The 25,568-nt window shown below is 70.8% G+C and carries 24 protein-coding genes and 1 pseudogene; 9 read left to right on the plus strand and 16 right to left on the minus strand.

Annotation, left to right across the window (positions count from 1 at the left end):
* Positions 1–147: 147 nt before the first annotated feature.
* Complete coding sequence (locus tag OHT77_RS18000) at positions 148–1,206, minus strand: BMP family lipoprotein (RefSeq protein ID WP_328829497.1); 1,059 nt, start codon at positions 1,204–1,206, stop codon at positions 148–150.
* Positions 1,207–1,495: 289 nt separating this feature from the next.
* Between OHT77_RS18000 and OHT77_RS18005 the strand changes: the two genes are divergently transcribed.
* Positions 1,496–1,837, plus strand: coding sequence for a hypothetical protein (locus tag OHT77_RS18005; RefSeq protein ID WP_328829498.1), 342 nt, complete (start codon positions 1,496–1,498; stop codon positions 1,835–1,837).
* A gap of 112 nt (positions 1,838–1,949) precedes the next feature.
* On the opposite strand, the gene OHT77_RS18010 is transcribed toward OHT77_RS18005, so the two are convergent.
* The gene (locus tag OHT77_RS18010) at positions 1,950–2,996 is read right to left on the minus strand and encodes a BMP family lipoprotein (protein WP_443048213.1); all 1,047 of its coding nucleotides are present in this window, start codon (positions 2,994–2,996) and stop codon (positions 1,950–1,952) included.
* 287 nt (positions 2,997–3,283) lie between these two features.
* The gene (locus OHT77_RS18015) at positions 3,284–4,513 is read right to left on the minus strand and encodes a M20 family metallopeptidase (RefSeq protein WP_328829500.1); all 1,230 of its coding nucleotides are present in this window, start codon (positions 4,511–4,513) and stop codon (positions 3,284–3,286) included.
* Between the two features lie 288 nt (positions 4,514–4,801).
* On the opposite strand from OHT77_RS18015, the gene OHT77_RS18020 reads away from it, so the two are divergent.
* Entirely contained in the window at positions 4,802–5,482 is a 681-nt protein-coding gene (locus tag OHT77_RS18020; RefSeq protein WP_328829501.1) for a class I SAM-dependent methyltransferase, read from the plus strand.
* 5 nt (positions 5,483–5,487) lie between these two features.
* Here the strand turns inward: OHT77_RS18020 and OHT77_RS18025 are convergent, their stop codons facing one another.
* The 4 genes from OHT77_RS18025 to OHT77_RS18040 are packed head-to-tail and all read right to left on the minus strand — an operon-like array spanning position 5,488 to position 10,240.
* Entirely contained in the window at positions 5,488–6,576 is a 1,089-nt protein-coding gene (locus OHT77_RS18025) for a hypothetical protein (protein WP_266771795.1), read from the minus strand.
* Between the two features lie 48 nt (positions 6,577–6,624).
* A complete protein-coding gene (locus OHT77_RS18030) occupies positions 6,625–7,563 on the minus strand; it encodes an N-acetylneuraminate synthase family protein (protein ID WP_266771793.1) in 939 nt (312 codons plus the stop codon).
* A gap of 14 nt (positions 7,564–7,577) precedes the next feature.
* Positions 7,578–8,879, minus strand: coding sequence for an N-acylneuraminate cytidylyltransferase (locus OHT77_RS18035; RefSeq protein WP_266771791.1), 1,302 nt, complete (start codon positions 8,877–8,879; stop codon positions 7,578–7,580).
* Between the two features lie 32 nt (positions 8,880–8,911).
* On the minus strand, positions 8,912–10,240 hold the full coding sequence (locus tag OHT77_RS18040) for a DUF6716 putative glycosyltransferase (protein ID WP_328829502.1): 1,329 nt from the start codon (positions 10,238–10,240) through the stop codon (positions 8,912–8,914).
* 198 nt (positions 10,241–10,438) lie between these two features.
* Here OHT77_RS18040 and OHT77_RS18045 point away from each other — a divergent pair, with 198 nt between their 5' ends.
* From OHT77_RS18045 to OHT77_RS18060, 4 genes are all read left to right on the plus strand, one after another.
* Complete coding sequence (locus OHT77_RS18045; protein ID WP_328829503.1) at positions 10,439–11,416, plus strand: glycosyltransferase family 2 protein; 978 nt, start codon at positions 10,439–10,441, stop codon at positions 11,414–11,416.
* Positions 11,413–12,750: a polysialyltransferase family glycosyltransferase gene (locus OHT77_RS18050; RefSeq protein ID WP_328829504.1), complete on the plus strand. Its 1,338-nt coding sequence runs from the start codon at positions 11,413–11,415 to the stop codon at positions 12,748–12,750. The genes OHT77_RS18045 and OHT77_RS18050 overlap by 4 nt, the downstream gene beginning before the upstream one ends.
* Before the next feature lie 233 nt (positions 12,751–12,983).
* Positions 12,984–14,168, plus strand: a complete 1,185-nt coding sequence (locus OHT77_RS18055; RefSeq protein ID WP_401316979.1) for an acyltransferase family protein — start codon at positions 12,984–12,986, stop codon at positions 14,166–14,168.
* A 287-nt stretch (positions 14,169–14,455) separates the two neighbouring features.
* Positions 14,456–15,370, plus strand: coding sequence for a class I SAM-dependent methyltransferase (locus OHT77_RS18060; protein WP_328829506.1), 915 nt, complete (start codon positions 14,456–14,458; stop codon positions 15,368–15,370).
* On the opposite strand, the gene OHT77_RS18065 is transcribed toward OHT77_RS18060, so the two are convergent.
* Positions 15,357–16,007, minus strand: coding sequence for a TetR/AcrR family transcriptional regulator C-terminal domain-containing protein (locus OHT77_RS18065; RefSeq protein ID WP_328829507.1), 651 nt, complete (start codon positions 16,005–16,007; stop codon positions 15,357–15,359). The genes OHT77_RS18060 and OHT77_RS18065 overlap by 14 nt on opposite strands.
* 72 nt (positions 16,008–16,079) lie before the next feature.
* Here OHT77_RS18065 and OHT77_RS18070 point away from each other — a divergent pair, with 72 nt between their 5' ends.
* The gene (locus tag OHT77_RS18070; RefSeq protein ID WP_443048053.1) at positions 16,080–17,486 is read left to right on the plus strand and encodes an FAD-dependent oxidoreductase; all 1,407 of its coding nucleotides are present in this window, start codon (positions 16,080–16,082) and stop codon (positions 17,484–17,486) included.
* A gap of 4 nt (positions 17,487–17,490) precedes the next feature.
* Here the strand turns inward: OHT77_RS18070 and leuE are convergent, their stop codons facing one another.
* Positions 17,491–18,147, minus strand: a complete 657-nt coding sequence (gene leuE, locus OHT77_RS18075; protein WP_328829509.1) for a leucine efflux protein LeuE — start codon at positions 18,145–18,147, stop codon at positions 17,491–17,493.
* Between the two features lie 147 nt (positions 18,148–18,294).
* Between leuE and OHT77_RS18080 the strand changes: the two genes are divergently transcribed.
* Positions 18,295–19,107: a L,D-transpeptidase family protein gene (locus tag OHT77_RS18080; protein ID WP_328829510.1), complete on the plus strand. Its 813-nt coding sequence runs from the start codon at positions 18,295–18,297 to the stop codon at positions 19,105–19,107.
* 192 nt (positions 19,108–19,299) lie between these two features.
* On the opposite strand, the gene OHT77_RS18085 is transcribed toward OHT77_RS18080, so the two are convergent.
* The 4 genes from OHT77_RS18085 to OHT77_RS18100 form a co-directional block, all read right to left on the minus strand.
* On the minus strand, positions 19,300–20,466 hold the full coding sequence (locus OHT77_RS18085; RefSeq protein WP_328829512.1) for a hypothetical protein: 1,167 nt from the start codon (positions 20,464–20,466) through the stop codon (positions 19,300–19,302).
* Positions 20,466–21,128, minus strand: coding sequence for an RNA polymerase sigma factor (locus OHT77_RS18090; protein ID WP_328829514.1), 663 nt, complete (start codon positions 21,126–21,128; stop codon positions 20,466–20,468). Before OHT77_RS18090 ends, OHT77_RS18085 begins: the two co-directional genes overlap by 1 nt.
* A gap of 262 nt (positions 21,129–21,390) precedes the next feature.
* Complete coding sequence (locus OHT77_RS18095; RefSeq protein WP_328829515.1) at positions 21,391–21,558, minus strand: hypothetical protein; 168 nt, start codon at positions 21,556–21,558, stop codon at positions 21,391–21,393.
* A 91-nt stretch (positions 21,559–21,649) separates the two neighbouring features.
* Positions 21,650–22,285, minus strand: coding sequence for an RNA polymerase sigma factor (locus tag OHT77_RS18100; protein WP_328829516.1), 636 nt, complete (start codon positions 22,283–22,285; stop codon positions 21,650–21,652).
* A 229-nt stretch (positions 22,286–22,514) separates the two neighbouring features.
* Here OHT77_RS18100 and OHT77_RS18105 point away from each other — a divergent pair.
* Positions 22,515–22,655, plus strand: a pseudogene (locus tag OHT77_RS18105) (Gfo/Idh/MocA family oxidoreductase); the annotation flags it as partial.
* Positions 22,656–22,706: 51 nt separating this feature from the next.
* Here the strand turns inward: OHT77_RS18105 and OHT77_RS18110 are convergent.
* The 3 genes from OHT77_RS18110 to OHT77_RS18120 form a co-directional block, all read right to left on the minus strand.
* The gene (locus OHT77_RS18110) at positions 22,707–24,182 is read right to left on the minus strand and encodes an MFS transporter (protein ID WP_328829517.1); all 1,476 of its coding nucleotides are present in this window, start codon (positions 24,180–24,182) and stop codon (positions 22,707–22,709) included.
* Between the two features lie 127 nt (positions 24,183–24,309).
* On the minus strand, positions 24,310–24,714 hold the full coding sequence (locus tag OHT77_RS18115; protein ID WP_328829518.1) for a hypothetical protein: 405 nt from the start codon (positions 24,712–24,714) through the stop codon (positions 24,310–24,312).
* A 112-nt stretch (positions 24,715–24,826) separates the two neighbouring features.
* Positions 24,827–25,396 carry a hypothetical protein gene (locus OHT77_RS18120; protein ID WP_328829519.1) on the minus strand — a complete coding sequence of 190 codons (570 nt, stop codon included), beginning with the start codon at positions 25,394–25,396 and terminating at the stop codon, positions 24,827–24,829.
* Positions 25,397–25,568: the final 172 nt, after the last annotated feature.

Consider the following 25,568-nt stretch of genomic DNA (forward strand, 5'->3'; position numbering starts at 1 on the left):
CTCTGTCTGGCATCCGATCCGTTCCGAGCATTCTGCCGCGCGAACGGGGCGCGGAGAGACATCCTCCCCACACCCCGTTCCGTGGCCGTAACGCTGTCATTACAGCGCTCTTTTGGCCATGGTCGTGACTGGCCTGGAATCAACGGTTCAGGAGGTCTTGACCTTGATCGAGCCGTCCTTGATGCCCGCCTCGGCCTTCTTGAGGGCGGCCTGCAGCGCGGCGTTGTTCTTGAAGGTCGGGTTCGAGTCGGCCAGGCCGACCGCGCCGTTGCTCAGCGAGCCGCGGATCTCGCCGCTCAGCGGCTTCTTGTCCTTGATGACGGACTTGGACAGGTCGTAGACCGCGCCCGCGACGTTCTTCAGGGCCGAGGTGAGGATGTACGGCTTGTACTTGGCCAGCGCGGCCTGGTTGTACTGGTCCGAGTCGACACCGATCGCCCACACCTTGTGCGCGGCGGCGGACTTGATGACGCCCTGGCCGGAGAGACCGGCGGCGGCGTAGATCACGTCTGCGCCGGCCTCGATCTGCCCGTCGGCGGCGGCCTCGCCCTTGTCAGGGCTGGAGAAGCCGCCCTGCTGAGCGGTCTGGGTCAGGTACTGCGACTTGACCGTGACGCCCTTCTTGGTGTCCTTGACACCCTGCTCGAAGCCGGCTTCGAACTTGTGGATGAGCGGCACGTCGACCCCGCCGACAAACCCGACGGTGTTCGACTTCGTGGTGAGTGCGGCGGTAACGCCGGCCAGGTAGGAGGACTGCTCCTCGTGGAAGACCATGTCGGCGACGTTGTCGGCCTTGGTCTTGTCGTCGTCGATGATGCCGAAGGAGATCTTCGGGAACTTCGCGGCGGCCTCCTTGACGGCGGGCGCGTAGGCGAAGCCGACTCCGATCACCGGGTTGTAGCCGGCCCGGGCCAGCGTCTCCAGACGCTGCGTCTTGTCCGCGTCGGACTCACCGTCCTGCGGTTCGACGTCCCGGCCGCTGACGCCGAAGTCCTTCTCGGCCTTGGTGAAACCGGCGTACGCGGCGTCATTGAAGGACTGGTCGCCCTTGCCGCCGACATCGTAGGCAAGGCCAATGCCCTTGGACGTGCCCCCGGAGCTGCTGCTGGTCGTGGACTCGCTGGACGAGCTGCCACAGGCGGAGACGGTTACTGCAAGAGCTGCGGTTGCAACGCCTGCAACGGCGATACGGGACACCCGGCGCATGGAACGAGACTCCTTCGTGCAAGCGCCCCAACCAGGCGCTGGTTCCGTCGCAGAGTAACGCGCGTAGACAGCCGGGAGAACCCCAACTTGCCAGAGCGTTATCCGACCGTTTTGAACCTTTGCCAAACGCCATCGACCGGGTGACATGTATCAGACAATCCCACCCTCAAGATCCACCCGCCGAAGGATCTTTTCCTCCGTGGCTCCCCACCAGAATCCTTGATCGAGATACGCACTCTCGCGGGTCGGACCAACCCGCGGCGTGTCTCTCGTATCCATGGGGAGGATCATGAAACTCAAGAAGCTGGCCGCCACGACGGTAGGCATCGGCCTGACCCTGTCGGCCACCGTGGTAGGCCTCGCGACACCCGCGCTGGCCTCCACTAGCTGCAAGACCTGGACGTCCGCCGACCGGGCGACCGGCTACGGCAAGTGCACCGGGGGAGTCACCCGCTTCGACACCCACCGGGTGAAGGCGGTCTGCATCGGCCCCACCGGCAGCAAGTTCAACGTCTACGGCAAGTGGGTCAACACCCGCGCCGGCGAGACCTCGAAGGCCATCTGCACCACCAACACGTCCCAGTCCGGTGTCGAGGTGTTCAGCCTCAGCACCGAGACGGAGACGCCCTGATCCGACCGGTCCTGACGAGCGTGTCCAACGCTCGCGGACAGCGGACATGAGGGAGCCCCGGGCCATCACGGCCCGGGGCTCCCTTGTCAGCGTGCGGAGACCGACGTCATCGTCACTTGGTCGTGGTGGCGACCGTGACCTTGCCGTCGATGATGTCCTGCTTGGCCTTGTCCACCGCGGCGACGGCGTCGGTCATGGCCTTGTACTTCGGGTTGGTGTCGGAGAAGCCGACGCCGTCGTTGTCCAGGCCGTAGCGGATCACGCCGGTCTTGGGGTTGCCCTCGTACACCGACTTCACCAGGTCGTAGACGGCTCCGCCGACGTTCTTGAGCGCCGAGCCGAGGATGGAGTCCTTGTACTTGGCCAGCGCCTTCTGCTCGTACTGGTCGGAGTCCACGCCGATGGCCCATACCTTCTTGGCGGAGGCCTCGGAAATGACGCCCTGGCCGGACAGACCGGCTGCGGCGTAGATGACGTCCGCGCCCGCGTCGATCTGGCCGCTGGCCGCGTCCTTCCCCTTGTCCGGGCTCGCGAAGCCACCTTGTTCCGCGGTCTGGGTGAGGTACTGCGACTCGATCTTGATGCTGGGGTTGACCGACTTGGCGCCCTGGTCGAACCCTGCCTCGAACTTGTGGATCAGGGGTACGTTCACGCCGCCGATGAAGCCGATGTGGTTCTTCTTCGTCGCCTTGGCCGCGGCCACACCCGCGAGGTAGGAGGACTGCTCCTCGTGGAAGACGAGGTCGGCGACATTGGCGGCCTTGATCTGCTCGTCGTCGACGATGCCGAACGTAGTGTTCGGGAACTTCGCCGCCGCCTCCTTGACGGCCGGCGCGTAGGCGAAGCCGACGCCGATCACCGGGTTGTAGCCGGCCGTGGCGAGGCTCTCCAGGCGCTGCACCTTGTCCGCGTCGGACTCGTTGTCCTGCGGCTCGATGTCGCGGCCGGTGAGCTTGAAGTCCTTCTCGGCCTTCTGCAGACCGGCGTAGGCGGCGTCGTTGAAGGACTGGTCGCCCTTGCCGCCGACGTCGTAGGCGAGGCCGATGCCCTTGCCGGTGTACTTGCCGGACGAGGACGACGAGGTGTCGCTCGCCTTGTCGGCGTCCTTGCTGGAGCTACCGCAGGCGGTGGCCGCGAGGGCGATGACCGTGACGGCCACCGCAGCTTGGGAGAACTTCGTCCTCCGAGATGTCTGACGCACAGCAAGCACTCCTTCGTCCCCACGGCACCGTCACCGGACCGCTTCCCCAAGCCGCCGCCTCTGTGGCGATTTCCGCGCACAGTAACGCGCGTAGAAGAGGAGGGGAACGGTGTTTCTCCTCGCCGTTACCGGATCGTGCCGCCGACGCGTTACGTTCACGCGCCGGTGGTTACACCCGGGTGACACAAGGGGACGTAGGGGTACCGAACGGGCGCCCTCACGTCCCCTGGGTCACGGTGTGCCGGTCAGATCGCGCCGTCGATCAGGGCGGCGGCGGTGAACAGTTCCACGCCGACCGTGATCGCCGACTCGTCGACGTCGAAGTCGCCCTGGTGGAGGTCCCGCACGGTCCGCTCCCCCGGGGTGCGGACGCCGAGCCGGGCCATGGCGCCGGGCACGTGCTCCAGGTACCAGGAGAAGTCCTCGCCGCCCAGGCTCTGTTCGGTGTCCTCGACGGAGAGGGGGCCGCGGCGGGCGGTCATGGCGTCCCGGAGGAGCTCGGTGACGAGCGCGTCGTTGACGACGGGCGGCACCCCGCGGACGTACTCGATCACGGACTTGGCGCGGTACAGCCCGGCGACCTCGTCGATCGCCGCGTGCACGACGTCGGGCGCCTGCCGCCAGGCGTCGAGATCGAGACACCGGACGGTGCCGGAGAGTTCGGCGTGCTGCGGGATGACGTTGGGCGCGTGACCGGACTCGATGCGGCCCCAGGTCACCGAGACCCCGCTGCGCGCGTCCATGCGGCGGGAGACGAGCGCGGGCACGTCGGTGGCGACGCGGGCGGCGGCGGTGACGAGGTCGGTGGTCAGGTGCGGCCGGGCGGTGTGGCCGCCGGGGCCGTCCAGGGAGACCTCGAGCCGGTCGCAGGCGGAGGTGATGGGGCCGATGCGCAGCCCGATCCGCCCGCTGTCCACCTTGGGGTCGCAGTGCACGGCGATGATCCGCCCCACTCCGTCGAGCACCCCGCACGCGATGGCGTCGGCGGCGCCGCCGGGCAGGACCTCCTCGGCGGGCTGGAAGAGGAGGCGTACGGCCCGCGGGAGCAGGCCCTGCTCGTGCAGCCGGGCGAGCACGAGGCCGGCGCCGAGGACGACGGTGGTGTGCACGTCGTGGCCGCAGGCGTGGGCGCGGTCGGGCGCGGTGGAGCGGTACGCGCAGTCACTCTTCGTGTCCGGGATGGGCAGGGCGTCGATGTCGGCGCGCAGCGCGAGCATGGGTACGGCGGGGTCGCGGGGGCCGATGTCACAGACGAGGCCGGTGCCGACGGCGAGGACGCGCGGTTCGAGACCGGCGGCCTCCAGCCGTGCCTTGATCGAGGCGGTGGTCCGGAACTCCTGGTTGCCCAGCTCGGGGTGCATGTGCAAGTCGCGCCGGAACGCGACGAGTTCGGCACGCAGGAGCTCCGGCAGGGTGCCCGGGAGCACATTCCCGACGGGCTCGACCTCGGACTCTGCCTCGGACTCTGCTGACATCAATTGGTTCACCCTCTGAAGGGTAGGGCGCCCGGGTGGTCAACTGACCCTCGATCAACAAAAGTTCAACCCGTTAGTCGAAGAAAATCTGACCGCCGGCCGCATAGCTGCCTGTGGAGGTGGGTAAACTCCCCGCTTCTTCTGGGATACCACGGCTCACCACAGGCCGGCTCGACCCGTCCGCATCCCGGAATCCGTACTGCCGTACACCAGTGGCAACACTGCTACGCAGCGTGAGATTCCCGGACCCGGGTGTCCTTCTCGGGTCGCTTGGTAGGGTCCGCCGACGTGACCGACCCGAACGCGGACCTGACCGCGGACTTCACAGAGGCCACCCGCTCCTCCTACGACGCGATCGCGCCCGCGTACAGCGCCGAGCATCCGGACGGCCTGGGCGACGGCCCCGTCGAGACCGGCCTGCTGACCGCCTTCGCCGAGCTGGTCCGTACGGCGGCGGACGAGCCGCAGGTGGCCGACGTCGGCAGCGGCCCCGGGTATGTGACCGCCCGCCTGAACGCGCTCGGCCTCCAGGCCTTCGGCATCGACCTCTCCCCGCACATGGTGGCGCTGGCCCGCGAGGCGCATCCCGGACTCCGGTTCCAGGTCGGCTCGATGACCGCTCTGGACGTCCCGGACGCGACGCTCGCCGGCGTGCTCGCGCTCTACTCCACGATCCACGTCCCGGACGCCGAACTGCCGGGCGTCCTCGCGGAGTTCCATCGGGTGCTGCTCCCGGGCGGCTACGTCCTGCTCGCGTTCCAGGCGTCGGAGGGCGAACACATCCACATGGCGGAGCGCTACGGCCAGGACATCTCGCTGGACTACTACTTCCGCACCCCGGCCGAGGTGGCGACGTACCTCACGGAAGCGGGCCTGAGCGTGTACGCCCAGGCCCGGATCGAGCGGCAGGGCCAGCAGAAGTGGGGCCGGGCCTTCACTCTGGCCCACAAGCCCCCGACCGCCGGCTGAACCGCCTACGCCGCCGTCACCGCCGACAGCCGGTGCACGTCCCGCGCCGTCCCCGTGACCCCGGACAGGAAGCCCTGCGCGCGGGGTGAGGCGTTCTCGGTCAGCCAGGCCGGGTCGATGTCGCAGACCGCGACCCGGACCTCGGTGCCGACCAGCGCCAGCGGCAGGGTGTGCACCACGGTCGACGGGAAGCTGAGGATCGTACGGCCGATGGGGCCCCTGCGGGCGATCAGCTCCAGGGGCAGGTCCGGGCGGACGATCTCCAGGCCCGTCTCGACCGCCAGCCGGTGGAGTTTCTCGGTGCTTTCGCGGCGGTGGGCGAAGTAGCGGGTCGCGCCGTGCGTCTTGGCGAGGGCGGAGACCGCCTCCAGGTAGCGGTCGTTGTCGACAACTCCCGTCTCCACCAGGGATGTTCCGACCATGTCCGCGCCCTTGGTGATGCGGGGCGGCCCGAAGGTGGCGCGGGTCCAGGCGAATTCGTTCGGGGTGATCGTGACGCCCTCGGGGGTGGTCTCGATCGGCATGGAGGAGAAGACCTCGACCGTGCGCCGGGTGCTCGGGGTGAGGCGGCGGCGGGCCGCGGAGGAGACCGGGGCGAAGACCAGGTCGCGGGGGCCGGGGCGGCCGCCCTTGCGGTGCCAGCGCACCAGGCGTTCACCGCTGGCGAGTTGGGCGACGAACTCCATCGTCGCGGTGCCGTCGTCGACCACCACCAGCTCGCGTGCCTTGGTGATGGTCAGCAGGAGTTGTACGTAGCGGGAGAACGGGTCTCCCATGACGATCCGGTCCGCCCTGCGCAGGAGCCGGGTCAGGCCGCCGATGGTCTGGAAGGGGGCCGCGGGTCCGCCCCGCGCCTCCTCCCAGCGCACGGTGTGGCCCTCGTCGCGGGCGAGGTCGGCCATGCGGCGCAGCTGGCCGCGGGTCATCGGGTCGGTCGGCGACAGGACCACGAGGGTGAGCCCCCCGCCGGGTGCCTCCTCGGCCCTGGGCGCACGGAGGTGCGCCCACTCCAGCACGTTCAGCAGCTGTACCGGACTCTCCACGAACGCGAGAGTGTGGGGGGTGAGGCCGGCGGTGCCGGCGTGGGGGCTCATTGTCGTCCGACCGTCCCGTGACCGTAAGTGGCGCTTAATGGCTCGGACTCAGACCGAGACCGGCTCGCCCGCTGCCGCGGCGATCTCCGCCTCGGCGACCACGCCGGTGACGCGGCGCAGCTTCTTCATCGGACCGAGCTCCGACTCGTAGACCTTCTTGACGCCGTCGCCGAGGGAGGCCTCGATGGTGCGGATGTCGCGGACGAGGCGGGTCAGGCCCTGCGGCTCGACGGAGGCGGCCTGGTCCGAGCCCCACATGGCGCGGTCGAGGGTGATGTGACGCTCGACGAAGGTGGCGCCGAGGGCGACCGCGGCGAGGGTGGTCTGCAGGCCCGTCTCGTGACCGGAGTAGCCGATCGGGACGTTCGGGTACTCGGCCTGGAGGGTGTTGATGACGCGGAGGTTGAGCTCCTCGGCCTGCGCCGGGTACGTCGACGTGGCGTGGCACATCAGGATGTTGTCCGAGCCGAGGACCTCGACCGCGTGGCGGATCTGCTTCGGGGTCGACATGCCGGTGGAGAGGATGACCGTACGGCCGGTGGCGCGCAGCGAGCGGAGCAGCTCGTCGTCCGTGAGGGACGCGGAGGCGACCTTGTGGGCCGGGACGTCGAACTTCTCCAGGAAGGCGACGGCCTCGGTGTCCCACGGGGAGGCGAACCAGTCGATGTTCTTCGACTTGGCGTACTCGTCGATCTGGCGGTACTCGTCCTCACCGAACTCCACGCGGTGGCGGTAGTCGATGTAGGTCATGCGGCCCCAGGGGGTGTCGCGCTCGATGTCCCACTGGTCGCGCGGGGTGCAGATCTCCGGGGTGCGCTTCTGGAACTTGACGGCGTCGCAGCCGGCCTCGGCGGCGGCGTCGATCAGCTTGAAGGCGTTCTCCAGCTCACCGTTGTGGTTGATGCCGATCTCGCCCACCACGTAGACGGGCCGGCCGGGGCCTGCGGTCTTCGAACCGAACTGGCGCAGACGGGAGTTGATGCTCATGACAGCGGGTTTCCTTACTTGGTGAGGGAATCGAGAGAGGGGCCGAGGATCCAGCTGGCGATCTCTCGGACAGCGCCGTCGCCACCGGCCACGGTGGTGACCGCTCGTGCGGCGCCGCGTACGACGTCGTGGGCGCTCGCGACCGCCACGGGCCAGCCCACGAGGGCGAAGCACGGGAGGTCGTTGACGTCGTTGCCGACGTAGAGCACGCGCTCCGGCGCGATGCCCTGCTCCTCGCACCACTGCTTGAGTGCGAGGTCCTTCCGGTCGATGCCGTGCAGGACCGGGAGTTGGAGCTTCCGGGCCCGGGCGGCGACGACCGGGTTCTGCTCCGAGGACAGGATGAGCATCTTCAGGCCGCTCTTGCGCAGCGCCGCGATGCCGAGTCCGTCTCCGCGGTGCACGGAGACGAACTCCCGTCCGTCGGAATCGATCAGCACCCTGTCGTCGGTCTGGGTGCCGTCGAAGTCGAGTACGACCGCGTCGATGTCGTCGGCGGTCGGGAGCGAGCCGGGGCGGTCCGCGTCGAACAGCGGGGCCAACGCCCGTGCCCTGGCCAGCTCGTGGGGGTCGTCGATCTCCAACACCCGTGCGGGGTCGGTCCGGACGAGTTCGGTGCGGCCGAAGAAGCGGTGGCCGACCTTGCGGAAGCCGGCCGCGTCCATGCCGTAGACGGCGCCGGTCTCCAGGAAGTCCTGGGGGCGGTCCTGGCGGCGCGGGCGGAACGACTTGTCGTGGTTGACGCCGTAACCGCCGCTGGCGACCGTCGAGTTGGCGACCTTGGTGGCGCCTCCGACCTCTTCGCTGCGGGCGGGTTCGACGACCGCCGTGGCCTCGTCGTCGGCGTCGCGCCAGACGAAGCCGTGGAAGGGGGCGACGGTGTGCGCGGTGTCGGCGCCGTTCGCGACGATCGCGTTCACGATGCCGTCGACGTCCTCGCGGACGATGAAGGGGCTGGTGCACTGCACGAGCAGGACCACGTCGACGGAGGCGCCGTGCAGCGCCTCGTGGGCGTCCATGGCGTGCAGGACGGCGGCCTCGGAGGTCGCGGTGTCACCGGCGATGGCGGCGGGCCGCAGCACGACCTCGGCGCCGGCCTGGCGGGCGGCGGCGGCGATGGCCTGGTCGTCGGTGGAGACCACGACGTCGGTCACCAGCCGGCTGGCGCGGCACTCGCGCACCGCGCGGGCCACCAGCGGTACGCCGCCGACGGGGGCGAGGTTCTTGGCGGGGACGCCCTTGGAGCCGCCGCGCGCGGGGATCACCGCGAGCACCCGGCGCACCGAAGCGCCTTGGCCCGCTTGCGGGTTGGACATGGGCTCTACTCCTTGAGCGGAAGACTCGGCGTTCACAGCTCCCCCATCCGGCGGATGACGGGCGCCACGCGCTGCACTCCGTGGCGGTAGGCGCCCCGCGCGGCCCGGCGGACGATCTGCCGGACGGGACCCGGTGCCCTGTCCGCGGCGGGGGCGCCGGGCAGCGGGGTGCCGTCCGGGCCGAGGTGGTGGCGGGCGAGGATGCCGGGCAGATAGCCGGGGGCGGTCTCGGGCGTGTAGTACGGGGTGAGCGGCACCATCTCGTCGCCGGCCAGCAGCTTGACGATCCGCTCCCGGGCCGCGTCGAAGGCCGTCTCGTACGACCCTCCCCCAGAGGGGGGACCCCCAGCCCCCACCCCCTGCCGGGCCACCCACTCGGCGTCCGGCACCGGCCGGTACCCGGCGTCCAGCTGCTCCCAGGAGGCGAGGCACCCGGAGCCCACGAAGTGGTGGTTGCCGAGCCCCTCGCGGATGCCGAGGTCGGTCAGCACGACGGTGGGGATACGGCGGTGCAGGGACTCCAGGGCGGCCGTCGAGCTGATGGTCACCAGGAGGTCGGTGCGGTCGAGCACCTCGCCCATGTGCCCGTACACCAGGCTGAAGTTGGCGGGGAGCTCCTTGCCCTGGACCAGCTTCTGGTAGGGCAACTCCTCGATGTGCGTGGTGTGTTCGCCGGGCTTGGAGCGCAGCTTGAGCAGCACCTCGCGGTTGGGGTGGAAACGGGCGTGCTGTATCGCCCGGTTGAGCAGGTAGTCGCGGTCCCTGCGGTTGTCGGGCACCGAGGGCTGCACCGCGAAGACGACCGTGTACGGGTCGTGCTCACCGGTGTAGGCGGCCCCGCCGAGGAACGGCAGGGCGACCTCGGTGACCGCGGTGGAGTCGGCGCCGACGCCGTCGTAGACCGCCTTGAAACGGTCCGCGTCCTGGCGGGAGTTGGCGAGGACGAGGTCCGCGCCGTGTCGCAGCAGCAGGCCGTCGGTGAGCTTCTCGTAGACGACGCCGACGTAGCCGGTGACGACCACGGGCCGCTTGCTGCGCCCGTCCCAGGCGCGGGCCAGCCCGTGCAGCATCGCCTGGACCCCGCCGCCGACGAGGGAGAGCACGAGGATGTCGTACGGCTCCGTCTCCATGGCGCGCAGGAACTCGACGGCGGTCACCTCGCGGAGGGAGTCGGCGGTGACGCCGACTTCCTTCAGCTGGCGGGCTGTTGGGGTGGCACGACCCCGCAGGAGGTACCCGTCCAAAGAGATGTCCGAATGCGGTGGAGCGATGCGGTTCGCGGTGAGCGAACCCCATTTCCACCGGGTGTCGGAATCCGCGAGGACGGCGACTCGCAGGGTCTGCGTTGCACTTGCTGGCACACCGAAGACGCTAGGAAGCCATTCCGTTGATCGGCCCAACCAGAGGGCAACAAACGGTTAACAGCGCACCGCCGAATGGCGAATCAGGGCGTGGCGGGGGTGAAAAACAACCCGCTTCACTGCTTCGCCACGCGGCGTTCATCCAATATCAAGGTGAAGGTAAAGACGGATGACGGGCCGCCCCCTAACGTCGACTGCGTGGTCAAGCTCTCCGTCATCGTGCCGTTCTACAACGTGCAGCAATACGCGCCCGACACGCTCAAGAGCCTGCGGGCGAACGCGCGTGCGGACTACGAATTCATCCTCGTCGACGACTGCTCGCGCGACGGGACACCCGACATTCTCGCGCGCGCGGAGCGCGAGTTGCCAGGCGCGGTGTATGTCAGACACGAGAAGAACGGAGGACTGGCGACCGCGCGCAACACCGGGATCGACAAGGCCCGGGGGGAGTACCTGACGTTCCTCGACGGGGACGACTGGCTCGCTCCCGGCTACTTCCCCCAACTGGTGGACGCCATCGCGGAGTTGGGCTGCGACTTCGTGCGCACGGACCATGTCCAGTGCACCGCGCGGGCCCGCACCATCAACCGCGTGCCGCACGGCAGGCGCGGGGTCGTGATGAATCCGCGCGAGGCGATCCTGCCCGCCGACCGGTCCACCTCCGTCGACTACGCGTACGCTTGGGCGGGGATCTACCACCGCCGGCTGGTCGACCGCGGCCTGCTCCACTTCACCGACGGGCTGCGCACGGCCGAGGACCGGCCGTGGATCTGGAAGCTGCACCGGGAGGCGGAGTCGTTCGCCGCGGTGAGTCTGCTCGGCGTCTTCTACCGGCGCGGGGTCGCCTCCTCGCTCACCCAGATCGGTGATGTCCGGCAGCTCGATTTCATCCGCGCGTTCGACCAGGTCATCGAGGAGACGGCACAGGACCGGGACGCGGCGGTCCTGCTCCCCAAAGCCGTCCGCACGTACTGCGCAATCATTTCCCATCATCTGGGATCCATCGAAAGGTTCGAGCCGGCGGTGGCGAGAAAACTGAAGTCGATGAGCGCCGTCGCCCTGCGGCGCATGCCGCAGGACGTGGTGGACGAGGCGCTCGACTCCATGGACATACAGCGCGCGACGAGGTTGCGCCGACTGCGCCGCCGTCCCGCCGCCGCGGGGGCCGCCGCGTGACCACCCAGATCTTCCTGGCGTCGACGCTCTACGGCACCGCCACACTCGCCGCGGCCCTCGACGCCGACTGCTTCCGCCCCGCCGACCGGCGCATCCTGCTGGTCTGCAACAACGCGGCGACCCCCGAGACCACCCCCGGCCTCGACGAGGCGCCCGGCTTCGAGCGGCTGCGGGAACGCTTCGACGACGTGAAGTCGTGGAACGAGACCATCTCGCCCTTCCACCCGGGCGGTTGGGCCCCGCGCCTCGACGACGTCCCGATGTGGGAGCGGCATCTGCGGCTCCTGTGGGACCTCGGTGACGACCCTGTGGAACTGGCCGTCGAGTCGATCCAGGTCAACCCGGCGCTCGGCGTGACCCAGATCTTCACCGGCGCACCCGTCACCGTCTACGCCGACGGCCTGATGAGCTACGGCCCGACCCGCAACAAGATCGACCCGCTGGTCGGCACCCGGGTCGACCGCCTGCTCCACCTGGACCTGGTGCCGGGCCTGGTGCCGCTGCTCCTCACCGAGTTCGGCGTCGAGCCGGAGATCGTGCCGACCGACGCCTTCGTGAAGGTGCTGTCCGAACTCGTCGACACCGCCGAGGAGTTGCCCGCGCTGCCGGACGAACCCGCCCTGCTGCTCGGCCAGTACCTCTCCGCGCTCGACATCCTCACCGCCGAGGAGGAGGAGGACCTGCACGTCCGGATGCTCAAGGGCGTGGTCGAACTCGGCCACACCCGCGTGGTGTTCAAGCCGCACCCCTCCGCGCCGGCCCGCTGGTCGCGCGCGCTGGAGCAGGAGGCCGAGCGGCTCGGCGCCGACCTCACGGTGCTCGACACCCCGGTCCTCGCCGAGGTCCTCTACCAGCGGCTGCGGCCCGTCCTGGTCGTCGGCTGCTTCTCCACCGCCCTGCTCACCGCCGGCGCGCTGTACGAGCTGCCGGTGGCCCGGGTCGGCACGGCCACCCTGCTGGACCGGCTGACGCCGTACGAGAACAGCAACCGGGTGCCGGTGACGGTGGTCGACGCGCTGCTGCCCGAGCTGACGGACCGCGCGGCGGTCGCGGAGCAGCGCCGGGGCATGGACATCGACCTGCTGAACGAGCTGGTCCGGGCGGTCGGTTACGCGATGCAGCCGAAGATCTACCCGAGTCTGCGCCTGGCCGCCGAGGCCTATCTGTCCCGGCGGCTGAACGCGCACAGCTGGCGCTACTTCAAGCGCAAGCGGCTCACCTCGCTGGCGCTGCCCGGCGCGGTGCCGGCCCAGCTCGCGTTCATCCCGCGCAACGCGACGGTGCGCCGGGTCGCGCGGCGCGCACGGCTGCTGAAGCGGACCGTCAGCCGCTGACACACGGCACGGACAGAGCGGGTCGGCTCCCTCGGGAGGCCGGCCCGCTCTGTGGTGTGCGGGCTCGGTACACGGGGTCCGTTGCGGTGGCGCCAAGAGGTTGGGTACGCGAAAACGAAACCTGGGTGAACACCCGCGGACGGGGTGACGAAGGGTCGCGTCCAGAGCGCAAACCCGCCCGGATGTCGGACTAGTGTGCTGTGACCCAGCAACGTCCCACCAAGGGGAAACCTGTGATCGACACGCCCGCGGACACTCGGGAAAACCCGACGGGCAACGTGATCCGCGCCGTCCTGCCGCCGACCGCCGACACGCTTCCCCCGTCCGACCCGCCGGCGCCTCCCAAGCGCCGGGAGAGCCGCCTCCGGGCACTGGACGGCCTGCGTCTGGTCGCCGCGCTGATGGTGGCCGCCTACCACTACGGCGGCCGTGACGGCGACGTCACCAAGGCGTGGGGCTCCTCGCCGAAGCACCAGTTCCCCACCATGCACCTGCTGTTCTCGTACGGCTGCCTCGGCGTGCAGGTGTTCTTCGTGATCAGCGGCTTCGTCATCTGCATGAGCGGCTGGGGCCGCCCGCTGCGCTCCTTCTTCGCCTCCCGCGCCTCCCGGCTGCTGCCCGCGTACTGGGCGGCGCTGCTCCTGGTGACGGCGGTCTTCGCGCTGCCGATGGTGGCGTACAAGGCCGCCGCGCCGAGCGATCTGCTGGTCAACCTGACGATGATGCAGATGCCGCTGGGCGTCGACCGGGTGCTCGGCGTCTGCTGGACCCTGTGGGCGGAGATCCGCTTCTACGCGCTGTTCGCCCTGTGCATCGTGCTGCCGGGCGCGACCCGGCGCCGGGTGATCATGTTCTGCGCCTGCTGGACGCTGGCAGCGGTGATCACCCAGGGCGCGAAGTCGCCACTGCTCGACATCGTCGTGATGCCCGAGTACGCGCCGTACTTCATCGGCGGCGTGGGCCTCTACCTCGTGCACCGCGACCGCAAGGACGTCTACGCGTGGGGCATCGTCGCCGTGAGCTGGCTGATCGGCCAGCACTACGCGGTGGCGAGCCTGTGGCACTCGCCCAACACGACGGCCTTCTCGAACCGCTCCGCCTGGGGCATCATCCTGGTCGTCACCTTCGGCTACGTCGCCGTCGCGGCGATCGCCCTGGGCTGGCTGCACTGGGCGAACTGGCGCTGGCTGACGGTCGCGGGGGCGCTGACGTACCCCTTCTATCTCGTCCACGAACACCTGGGCTGGGTCGCCATCAAGGCCTATCACCAGACCCTGGGCATTCCGTCGTACGCGACGGTCATCCTGACGGTGGTCACGATGCTCGTCCTGGCCTGGCTGCTGAACCGCTTCGTCGAGAACCGGCTGACACCGGTGCTGCGCTCGGCATTGTCGAATCCCCCGAGTCCGCGCCGCTGACCAACGGCCTTTTCACGGCACTTCGCGCCCGCCCCACGACCGACAGGTGGATGTCGGCCGTCAGGCGGGCGCATTTTTTCGGCCATCCGACAGTCCCTGGAATTCGATGTTCCGCATGCCGCTATCGATGCCGAGTTCCCTTTCATGGCCTTCGTACAACGCCCGCACAGGAATTGGTCTGCCGTTCACTTCTCTGTCCGTTTCACCGGGCGCCGTAGGGCAGATGCTGGGGAGTCCGCACTGGCTCAAACCGGCCGGCCCGTCCGTACCAGGGAGTGTTCTCGACAATGACCCTCGTACCTCGCACGATACGACCGCCCCGTCGCCTCGACGACGTTCCCGGCTGGTTCCCCGTTCTCGATCAGGTGCTGTTCGAGTGGTTCCTGGACCGGCAGGAGTCGACGGGAACGCGGGGCGATCTGCTGGAAGTCGGGGTGTACATGGGCAAGAGCGCGATCTGTGTCGGCCGGCACAGCCGGGACGGCGAGCAGTTCACCGTGTGCGACCTCTTCGAGGGCGACGCGCTCGACGAGGCCAACCAGGCGGAGTCGACGAAGTCGTACTCCTCCCTCACGCAGCGCACCTTCGAGGAGAACTACCTCGCCTTCCACGAGGAGCTGCCCCGCGTCCTGAAGGGGCCCAGCAGCATCGTCCCGGCGGAGGTCGCCCCCGCCAGCTGCCGGTTCGTCCACATCGACGCCTCGCACCTGTACGAGCACGTCCACAACGACATCGGCGCGGCCCATGACGCCCTGCTGCCCGGCGGGATCGTGGTCCTGGACGACTTCCGCTCGGAACACACGCCCGGCGTCTCCGTCGCCGTCTGGGAAGCCGTGCTCAACAGGGGCCTGCGCCCCATCTGTCTGAGCACACAGAAGCTCTACGGCACGTGGGGCGACCCCGAGCCGATCCAGGAGGAGCTGCTGGCGATGGTGCGCGGGCGCGAGGACTGTCACCTCAGCATCCAGCAGGCCGCCGGACACCGCCTGGTCCGCTTCAAGTCCAAGAAGGGCATGCAGGCCCCGCCCTTCCCGCCGTCCCGGTTCGCGCACGAGCCCGTCCCGGAAGAGGCCGCGCACCGGCCCGCGGCGGCCACCGCGCCGCCCCGCCGCACCGGCCGGAGCCGCACCCGCCGTCTCGCGGCCGACGTGCTGCCGCCGATCCTGACGCGCGCGATCCGCAACGGCCTCAGCCGGTCCTGAACCGCGCCTCGATACCCGCGACGAGCAGGTCGAGCCCTTCCTCGAAGTGCCGGCCGTAGTCCTCGAAGATCTCCGCGCCCGCCGCGGCCGACAGGGGGAAGTCGGCCATCAGGCGGGCGCGTTCGTGTACGTCGTAACCCTCGCGGCGCTCGTCAGGCAGCGGCTTGACGCCCTGCTCCTCGCTGACGAAACCGATCGTGAAGAGGTACGACGTCGAGGTCGCGCGGACCGCCTGGGCGAGGGTGAAGCCGGCCTCGGTGAACAGGCGCAGGGTGCGTTCCATCTCCACCGCGTGCAGGGTGCCGGTGAAGCGTGAACCGCTGAAGACCTTGGCGCCGTCGCGGTAGCCGAGCAGCGCGTCGCGCAGTCCGCGGTTGGACTTCAGCAGCCGCTCCTGCCAGGTGTCCTCGTCGGTGAGCGGGGCGTCGGCGACCATCCGCCGGTACATCTCCGTGGCCATCTCGTCGAGCAGCGCCTGCTTGTCCTTGAAGTGCCAGTACAGCGCGGGTGCCTTGACGTCCAGTTCCTTGGCGATGGCGCGCAGGGTCAGCCCGTCGAGGCCGACCTCGTTCAGCAGCTTCAGGGCGGTGTCCGCGACGCGCTTGCGGTCGAGGGGGGTGCGTCGTTCCGTGCTCACGCTTGACAACTTAACACCGTTAAGGCCACTCTCGGAACCAGCGGCACTTAACAGCGTTAAGGAGACTGGATCATGACCGAGCACGTGGACGTACTGATCGTGGGCGCCGGCCCCACCGGACTCGCCCTCGGCGTGGACCTCGCCCGGCGCGGGGTGGACGCGCTGGTCGTGGAGCGCGGCCCGGAGCTGTCCCCCGGCTCGCGCGGCAAGGGGATCCAGCCGCGCACGATGGAGGTCTTCGACGACCTCGGCGTCCTGGACGCGATCCTCGCGGCGGGCGGCGAGTACCCCGTCGGGATGGTCTGGCAGGACGGCGAGCGGGTCGCCGAGCAGAGCATGTTCGACCCGGCCGAGACCACCGAGGACTCGCCGTACGGGGCCCCGTGGATGGTGCCGCAGTGGCGTACCCAGGAGATCCTGCGGGCCCGGCTCGACGAGCTGGGCGGCCGGGTGTCCTTCGGCCGCGAGGTCACCGGCCTCACCCAGGACGAGGACGGAGTGACGGTCGGGTTCGCGTCCGGCGCCCCCGTCCGCGCCCGGTACGTCGTGGCCGCCGACGGCGGTCGTTCCGTGATCCGGCGCGGGCTCGGCATCGGCATGACCGGCGAGACCGTCGACCCGAACCCGATCCTGGTGGCCGACACCCGCATCACCGGCCTGGACCGCGACAACTGGCACATCTTCCCGCCGCGCGGCGACGACGGCTTCCTCGCGATCTGCCCGCTGGCCGGCACGGACGACTTCCAGGTGATCGCCCAGATCCTGGACGACAGCACACCCGACCTGTCCCTCGACGGCGTACGGAAGATCGTCGCCGCCCGCTCGCACCTCGCCCCCGAAGACCTCACCGAGATCCGCTGGGCCTCGGACTTCCGCCCCCGCGCCGCCCTCGCCGACCGCTTCCAGCGGGGCCGGGTCTTCCTCGCCGGGGACGCGGCCCACGTGCACTCGCCGGCCGGCGGACAGGGCCTCAACACCAGCGTCCAGGACGCCTACAACCTCGGCTGGAAGCTGGGCGCGGTCCTGCGCGGCGAGGCTCCCGCGAGCCTGCTCGACACCTACGAGGAGGAGCGGCGGCCCAACGCCGCCGAGATGCTCGGCCTGTCGACGAAGGTCCACCGCGGCGAGGCCCGGCGCGGCGAGGCGACCCGCCAACTGGGCATCGGCTACCGGGAGTCGAGCCTCACGACGGACACTCGAGCACTGGGCGAGGGCCTGCGCGCCGGTGACCGCGCGCCGAACCGCACCGTCGCGGGCGTACGCCTCCTGGACGCCTTCCGGGGCCCGCACTGGACCCTGCTCGCACTGGGCACGAAGGCACCGGCGGTCGGCGACGCCGTACGTGTCGTGGAAGGACCGGCCGCCGAGACGTACGGCACCGGTCTCTTCCTGGTCCGTCCCGACGGCTACGTCGGCTGGGCGGGCGACACGGACGGCGGTCTGGCGGAGTACACCGAACGCTTCGGTCTGGACGGCTAGTCGGTCACACGGAACTGGCCAGCGACAGCTTCACCGCGAAGCCCAGGAACAGCGCCCCGGCCGCCGAGGTCGCACCGGCCGCGAGGCGCCTGCGGCGGCGGAAGGCCGTCGCCAGCCGGGTGCCGCTGAAGATCAGGGCGCTGAGGTACAGGAAGCTCGCCAGCTGCGCGAAGGCGCCGAGCACGACGAACGACAGCGCGGGGTAGGCGTACCCCGGGTCGACGAACTGCACGAAGAAGGCGACGAAGAACAGGATCGCCTTCGGGTTGAACAGGCTCACGACGAAGGCGCGGCGGTAGGGCCGTTCCTCGGCCGCCTCGGCGACGGGCGCCGGCTCCATGGCCGCCCGCTCCTTGCGGCTGCGCCACAGCGACCACGCGGCCCGCAGCATCCCGAACGCGAGCCAGGTCAGATACCCGGCCCCCGCGTACTTCACGATCCCGAACAGCACGGCGTTGGCCTGCAGCAGCGAGGCGACCCCGGCCGCGGAGAGCGTCATCAGCACGGTGTCGCCGCACCAGACACCGGCGGCCGCCGTGTACCCGGCACGGGTCCCGCGGCGGGCGGCGACCGAGAGGACGTACAGCGAGTTGGGACCGGGCAGCAGGACGATCAGGACCAGGCCCGCGAGGTAGGTGGGGAGATCGATGACACCGAACATGAGCACGAGTGTCGCACGCGGTCGCGTGGCCCCACAGCCGTTCGGGGTCCCCCACCCGGCCGCCGTTCGCGGCCCGGCATCCGGGGGTACGTGTCCGGGGGTACGACGCCGGTGAGACGACGGGGGTGCGTGATGCGTACTACGGGCATGGGGAGAGCGCTCGCCGTCTCGGCGGCCCTGTCGGCCCTGGTGACGGTGTGCGGCTGCACGGCGCAGGGCGCGGACGGCGGACACCATCTGCCCGTGCGCATCCAGCTCCCCGGCAGCAGTACCACCAGGAGCGGTGGCGACGGCAAGTCCTCCGCGACCCCGGCCCCCGCCCGCGCCGCGAACGTCCTGTGGGCGCGCGGCGACAGCGGCATGGACGTACGCGAACTGCAGGCGCGGCTACGGCAGGTCGACTGGCTCTTCGACGGCCCGACCGGCACCTACGACGACCTCACCGAGCAGGCCGTCGCCGGTTTCCAGGGCAAGCGCGGGCTGCCGAAGACGGGGCAGACCGACCGCGTCACCTGGCAGCGGCTGGTGGGGATGACGCACGAGCCGGGCAAGTGGGACCTGTATCTGATGGGCGGCCAGCCGACCGGCGCACCCGACCCACGCTGTCTGACCGGCCGGGTGCTGTGCATCGACAAGACGAGCCGCACCCTGCGCTGGATGATCGACGGCCGCACGGTGTCGACGATGGCGGTCCGGTTCGGCGCGCAGTACACCCCGACGCGCGACGGTGAGTTCCAGGTCTACTGGAAGGCCCGCAACTGGGTGTCCACGCTCTACCACTCCCCCATGCCGTACGCGATGTTCTTCAGCGGCGGCCAGGCGGTGCACTTCTCGTACGACTTCTCGATGCGGGGCTACGCGGGCGGCTCGCACGGCTGCGTCAACGTACGCGACGAGGCGGCGATCTCGAGCCTCTTCGCACAGGTACGGACGGGCGACAAGGTCGTCGTCTACAAGTGAGCGGGTTATGAGGCGCGAGCGGGACCGGGGGAACGTGTCCCGCCCGCGCCGGGTGCACGAGCCGTAGGTACGGGGGGAACCCCGGCTCTGTGCGTTGGCCGATGACCAGTCGGCTCATTCAGTACTGCGCCACCCGGGCCGAAAACGTCACACCTCGCGCGAAAAAAGTTCCACGGCCCACAAAAGCGCAGGTCAGAGGGCGCTGTACGTCGGACTCGGCGAGGGGGTCCGCCGGCTCGCGGTGGTGTGCGCCGACGGGTGCCGGGTCAAGGGCGCGAACCCCGAGGAGCCCGAGGACCCCGTCGAGCCCGGAGCTGCGGCGCCGTTGTCCTGGTGCCCGCCGCCACTGCCACCACCATTGCCGCCGCCGCTGCCACCGGGTGCGACCGGGGATATGTGCCCGTCGTCGTCACCGCCCTGGCCGCCACCGCCCTGGTCTCCGGGACCGTTCTGGTCGTTGCCCTGGGCACCGCCGTTCTTGCCGGTGCCCTTGCCGTTCCCCTTGCCGTCCTTGCCGTCCGAACCGGCGCCGGTGTGCTTGAGGAGGCCCTTGCAGTACGTCCACACATGGGTCGTGCCACCCGCGGCGCCCTCCAGGGCCCGCCTGCGGCCGGGGGCCAGGGACGTGCCGTCGCGCACGGCGCGGCAGGACGAGGCGACACCGCGCCACCAGGTGCCGGACCCGTCCGACGTGCCGTCACCGGCCTCGGCGGACGGCGTCGGCTGCGCGCCGCTCCCGACCGCCTCGCCGGAGGAGTCGTCCGAACCGGCGCCGGGCGAGGGCGTACCCGAGCCGCGTGTGCCCGTCGGCGAGGGCGAGACCGGGGTCCGGTCGGGCGGCACGGCGGCGGAGATCGAGGCGGCGGGCGTCGGATCGTCGTCGAAGGGCGACGGCAGTGCCCCGGTGCCGGCCGCGACCGCGACCCCGCCGAGCATCCCGGCGGCGAGCACGGCGGTCAGCCCGTACCGCACGGGTCTTCCCCAGCGGGAACCCGGGACGGCCGAGGCGGGCCGCCCGAGCCGGACGAGACCGGCGTCGGAGGAGTGCGCGGGGCCGCGTCCGCCGAAGCCGGCGCGCTCGACATCGTTGCCGTTGCGCGCGGCCCGGAACGCCGTCAACGCGGCTTCCTCGCCCGGGAGTTCGACCTTGGTCTGGGAGGGTTCCCCGGCCAGCGCGCCGAGGGTTCTGGCGAGCCGTTCGGCCTGGTCGCGGGCGGCCGGGTCGACGGCCTCCAGGGACTCGCCGCGCAGCAGCAGCTCGGCGGTCTCACGGTCCAGCCATCGGCCGGGGGTCCGGCCCGCGGCAAAGCCGCCGGCGGATTCGGGGTCCCCCGGAAAAGCAGAGCGCTCGTCGGCCATCACATGTCCTTCTGCGTCCGCGCACGCGTATGCGTCACAGTGGCGGACGTCACCGCGCGGTCGCGCGGGTCTCGCTGGGGCGGCAGGGCGTCGAGGGCTCCGGCCGATTCCGGGTCGCCGCCGAGGAGTTCCGCGAGCCGTTTCAGACCGCGGTGCGCGGCCGTGCGGACGGCGCCGGGCCGCTTGCCGAGGGTCTCCGCGGCGGTCTTGGCGTCGAGGCCCATCACCACCCGCAGGACGACGGCCTCCGCCTGGTCCTGCGGCAGCTGGGCGATGAGGGAAAGGGTGGTGTCGGTGGCCAGCGCCTCGATGGCCTCGCCCGCGGTGTCGGACTCGGCGGCGCGGCCGGTCAGTTCGGTCTCGTCGCCGCCTATCGCGGGGCGCCGGCCGCGCATCCGTATGTGGTCGAGGGCGCGGTTGCGGGCGATCCGCGCCGCCCACCCGCGGAACCGGTCCGCGTCCCCGCTGAACCGGTCGAGGTCCCGGGCGATCTGCAGCCAGGCCTCGGACGCGACATCCTCGGCGTCCGGATCGCCGACCAGCGTCCGTACGTATCCGAGCAACCGTGGATGCACCGTGCGGTACACAGTCCGGAACGCGGTCTCGTCCCCGTCCTGTGCCGCAAGCACCGCGGCGGTCAGCTCCGCGTCGTCCCCCAGCACGTGGTCCCTCGAATTTTGTTGGTCGCGTCCGCACTCCGGCGCGAAAGGCACGTTACGACCTGAAACTGTTCCTCGTCCATGTCCGTACAAGGTGCAACTACTTGGTTCTCCGTCACGGTGTGACAGAAAACGCACTCCCGGCGCTGTAAAAAATACGGGCCGCCGCGCGGCCCGTACCGCGCGACGGCCGGGGCCTCTCCTGTGGGGGGTGGCGGCTCCGGCCGTCTCCGCGATGGCCTCGGCGCGGACCAGGTCCGTACCCCTATCCGGCACCGCCCGGCCGCCAGTCGTCCTGCCTGCGCGTCGGCGCCGACGGACACCCCGCGTCCCGTACGGCCCGGAAGGCGGCCACCGCGCGCCGCTCCGCCTCGCGGTCCACGTCCCCCTCCCGCAGCGCCGCACCCAGCAGCGCGGGGAGAGCGGGAAGCACCGGGCCCGCCGGAGAACCCGCGTGCTCCCGAAGGGCCCGGGGATCCGGAGGACTCCGGTGGCCCGGAAGACCCGCGCGTCCCGTGTCGTGATCAGCCATGTCCGTCCCCATCCCTTTCCGGATCCCTCGCCGAACCCCTCGCCAAGTCCCGTTCCGCCACGCCCAGTTCGCGCGCCAGCCGTCTCAACCCGCGGTACGCGGCCGTCCGTACCGCCCCCGGCCGCTTCCCCAGTACCCGCGCGGCGCCGGGTCCGTCCAGCCCCACGACCACCCGCAGCAGCACGGCCTCGGCCTGATCCCGCGGCAGCCCCCGGACCAGCCCGAGCGCGTACTCCGTGGAGAGCGACTCCAGCGCCTGGTCGTGGGTGCTGTGCGGGCCGGGCAGTTCGAGTACGTCCTGTTCGAGCGCCGCCGAGCGGGGCCGTACCCGCTGCCGCCGCAGATGGTCGAGCGCCCGGTGCCGGGCGATGGTCGCCGTCCAGCCCCGGAACCCGGCCCCGTCACCCCGGAACCGGCCCAGGTCACGGGCGATCTCCAGCCACGCGTCAGAGGCCACGTCCTCGGCCTCGTCGCCGACCAGCCCACGCAGATACCCGAGCAGCCCGGGCTGCACGAGCCGGTACGCGACGGCGAACGCGCGCTCGTCGCCCTGCTGGGCCCGCGCGACCGCCGCGCCCAGTTCCCCGTCGTGCGCGTGCCCGCGCCGGGGCTCGCCTGTCTGGCCCAAGGACTGTCCTCGTCGATACCGGTGCGCGAAGGGCCCGTGCCGAGTACGGCAGGACCCGTGCCGGGCGCGACGGTCCCCCGCACCCCTCATCGCCCTCAGCGCCGCCCCTCACAGAAACGTCACAGCAGGCGGCCCGCCCGACACATCTCCGGCCCGCCGACCGGGCACGGTCCCTCTGGCCCCGGACCACACCCACGCCGGCCTCGCCCGCGAGGCGCCGCACGCGCACAGGCCGGTGCCCGTACGGCACTTCGTGGGCTACGGCGGCGACCGGCACTTCAAGGACTGGCACGCCGAACGCCGGTACAGAACAGGCCTGTTGCTCCAGAAGGCCGCGCACGACCTGGACGTCGTCCATTGGCTGGCCGGGCGCCGCCGCTCGATCGGACCTTGTCTCCTATGTCGAGCGGGGCCAGCGGCCCTAGAGGGTGGTGTCCACGGGCTGCTGAGGAGTCTCCTTGGCCACCGTGCCCGGTGTGGGCACGCGGTCGGCGTTCACCAGGACGCCCGCGATGAGGGCGGCCAGCAGGATCGAGGCCATCGCCCACCAGGTGGCGACGTTGAAGCCGTGCACGGCGGCCTTCGCTTCGAGGAGCCGCCGGTTGGCGCCGGGGGCCGCGTGCGCGGTGGCGTAGCGGGCGGTGACGCTGGCGGCGATCGTGTTGAGGAGGGCCGTACCGATCGAACCGCCCACCTGCTGGGCCGTGTTGAAGGTCGCGGAGGCCGCGCCGGAGTCGCGCGGTGCGACCCCGCCGGTGGCCAGGGACACCGAGGTCATCATCGCCGTACCCATGCCGAGGCCGAGCATCAGCATGCCGGGCAGGATGTACGTGGCGTACGCGGGCTCCACCCCGACCTGGGCGATCAGCGCGAGCGCGCCCGCCGCGAGCAGCAGGCCCGGGACCATCAGGGTGCGCGGCGGCACCTTGTTGAGCAGCCGGGCCGCGATCTGGGTCGAGCCGGTGATCATGCCGACGGTGATGGGGAGATAGGCGACGCCCGTCTTGACCGGTGAATAGCCGAGGACGCGCTGCATGTAGTAGGTGAGGAAGAGGAACACACCGAACATGCCGATGGTGACGAACAGGATGGTCAGGAACGCCCCGACCCGCTGACGGTCCTTCACCACCGCCATCGGCAGCAGCGGCACCCGCGCCCGCGTCTGCCAGAACCCGAACGCGCCGAGCAGCACGACCCCGGCGCCGAGCAGCGTCAGGACCAGTCCGTCGCCCCAACTCCGCGACTCCGCCTCGGAGAAGCCGTAGACCAGGGTCAGCATGCCGAGGGAACCGAGGAGCGCGCCCGGTATGTCGAGGTGCGCGTCCGGGTGCCGGGCGCTGTCGCTGAGCAGGACCCAGGCACCGGCGAACGCGACCAGCGCGATGGGGACGTTGACGTAGAGGCACCAGCGCCAGTCCAGGTACTGGGTGAGGAAGCCGCCCGCGAGCAGCCCGACTGCCGCGCCCGCGCCGACGATCGCGCCGAAGACTCCGAAGGCCTTGCCCCGGTCCTTCGGGTCGGTGAACGTCGTCGTGAGCAGGGACAGCGCGGAGGGCGCGAGCAGGGCGGCGAAGACGCCCTGCAGCGCGCGGGCGCCGAACAGCATGCCCTGGTTGGCCGCGGCGCCGCCGAGCGCGGACGCGGCGGCGAAGCCGATCAGCCCGATCATGAAGGTGTTCTTGCGCCCGGCGAGGTCCGCGATCCGGCCACCGAGCAGCAACAGCCCGCCGAACGCGAGCGTGTAGGCGGTGATGACCCACTGCCGGTTGCCGTCCGACATGTGGAGGTCGACCTGCGCTGACGGCAGTGCGATGTTGACGATGGTCATGTCGAGGACGACCATCAACTGCGCGAGCGCGATGACGACCAGTGCCCACCAACGACGGTTCTCGGCCATATGCCCTCCCCGGTCCGACGGCCGCCCTCATCGTCCTCCCGGACCCCGCCCATGGGGAACGCAGGCGTTTCTTATTACGCCGATTTTGCCGAACTCCCGTTCCGCGCGACTCCCCTGCCGAACTCCCCTACGGGCGAACGCCGTTCACCGCGTCCCGGCACAGCAGCCGCAGCGACCCGTCGCCGCCGAAACACCGCCGCGCCTCGTCGATGGGGTCCCACAGCCGCCCCTCAGGCGTCCGCAGCCAGTGCTCGCCCCCGGTCGCCCACCACTCACCGCCGGTCTGACGTGCGATCACCTCACCGGCGTAGGCCCCGAACCCGCGCAACTCGCTCTCCATCGCGGCGTACGGCGCGCCCTCCCGCCGGATCTCCTCGATCATCCGGTCGACCCGCCACAGGCTCCGCGCCGAGTAGTCGAGCCGTACCCGGGCGCCTTCGCGCATGGTCGCCACGGTGTCCGCGGCCCACCGCACGGGCTGCGCGGCGGCGGCGGGCCGGCGTGTCGTCTGCTCTGTCAGCTGCTGTGTCATCACACCAGGAGAAGCACGGCGGGCCGGTGTTCCGGCACCCCGATCCGGACATTTCCCCGGACCCGCGCAGGACCGCCCCACCCCCGCCGCACGACGGTCACAGACCGGCCGCTCAACTCCGCCCGCGCGCCCGCCGCGAGACCACCGCGCGCAGCACCCGCCGTCCCTCGGTCGACACCGCGAGCACCTGCCGCAGTCCGCTCGAGCCGGTCGCGGCGAGGAGTTCGAGGACGGCGATCTGCCGGCGCAGCTCGGCGGCGACGAGCGGTGACATGTCGTCGGTACGTCCTTCGCGGCGGCCCTCGACGTCATCGGCGTCGCCGACCGGGGTCATGACCTCCAGCAGCCGGTGGATCCGCAGCGAGTCGAGCGAGCAGGCGTCGGCCCAGGCCCGCACCTCGGCGCCGGCCGGATCGAGCGGCGCGGCCGCGAGCATCGTGCGGGCGAGCCGGACGGCCTCGTCCTCGCCGGGCTCCTCGAAGAGGGCGGGGAGCTTGGCACGGGCCTGCTCCAGGGACTCGCCCCACGTCTCCCCGACGGCACCGTCCGCGAGGCTCGTCCACAGCGGGCGCAGCACCTCGTCGTCCCCGCCCAGCAGCGGCACGCACCGATCCAAACAAGCCAGTCCGCCTGCGGCCAGTGCGCGATCGTCGGCCTGCGCGATCAGTTCCACCAGACTCATCCAGACCTCCCTCAGCGGGGCCCCTCCCCTATGAGGCCCGCATCTCCCCTGACGGCGCGCCTCACCCCGGGAGTGTCACATGGGACACCCTCGCGCAGACAGGGAAAACGGAAGAAGAGGTTTTCAGCCAACGGGGCCGGGTTCTCCGCGGGCCGACCGCCCTCGCCGGCCC

Source organism: Streptomyces sp. NBC_00252, assembly GCF_036187565.1.
Lineage (GTDB): Bacteria > Actinomycetota > Actinomycetes > Streptomycetales > Streptomycetaceae > Streptomyces.

Coding starts and splice junctions, on each gene's coding strand:
- OHT77_RS18000 (WP_328829497.1), bottom strand. CDS start 1,206: ATGCGCCGGGTGTCCCGTATCGCCGTTGCAGGCGTTGCAACCGCAGCT.
- OHT77_RS18005 (WP_328829498.1), top strand. CDS start 1,496: ATGAAACTCAAGAAGCTGGCCGCCACGACGGTAGGCATCGGCCTGACC.
- OHT77_RS18015 (WP_328829500.1), bottom strand. CDS start 4,513: ATGTCAGCAGAGTCCGAGGCAGAGTCCGAGGTCGAGCCCGTCGGGAAT.
- OHT77_RS18025 (WP_266771795.1), bottom strand. CDS start 6,576: ATGAGCCCCCACGCCGGCACCGCCGGCCTCACCCCCCACACTCTCGCG.
- OHT77_RS18030 (WP_266771793.1), bottom strand. CDS start 7,563: ATGAGCATCAACTCCCGTCTGCGCCAGTTCGGTTCGAAGACCGCAGGC.
- OHT77_RS18035 (WP_266771791.1), bottom strand. CDS start 8,879: ATGTCCAACCCGCAAGCGGGCCAAGGCGCTTCGGTGCGCCGGGTGCTC.
- OHT77_RS18060 (WP_328829506.1), top strand. CDS start 14,456: ATGACCCTCGTACCTCGCACGATACGACCGCCCCGTCGCCTCGACGAC.
- OHT77_RS18070 (WP_443048053.1), top strand. CDS start 16,080: ATGACCGAGCACGTGGACGTACTGATCGTGGGCGCCGGCCCCACCGGA.
- leuE (WP_328829509.1), bottom strand. CDS start 18,147: ATGTTCGGTGTCATCGATCTCCCCACCTACCTCGCGGGCCTGGTCCTG.
- OHT77_RS18080 (WP_328829510.1), top strand. CDS start 18,295: ATGGGGAGAGCGCTCGCCGTCTCGGCGGCCCTGTCGGCCCTGGTGACG.
- OHT77_RS18085 (WP_328829512.1), bottom strand. CDS start 20,466: ATGGCCGACGAGCGCTCTGCTTTTCCGGGGGACCCCGAATCCGCCGGC.
- OHT77_RS18110 (WP_328829517.1), bottom strand. CDS start 24,182: ATGGCCGAGAACCGTCGTTGGTGGGCACTGGTCGTCATCGCGCTCGCG.
- OHT77_RS18115 (WP_328829518.1), bottom strand. CDS start 24,714: ATGACACAGCAGCTGACAGAGCAGACGACACGCCGGCCCGCCGCCGCC.
- OHT77_RS18120 (WP_328829519.1), bottom strand. CDS start 25,396: ATGAGTCTGGTGGAACTGATCGCGCAGGCCGACGATCGCGCACTGGCC.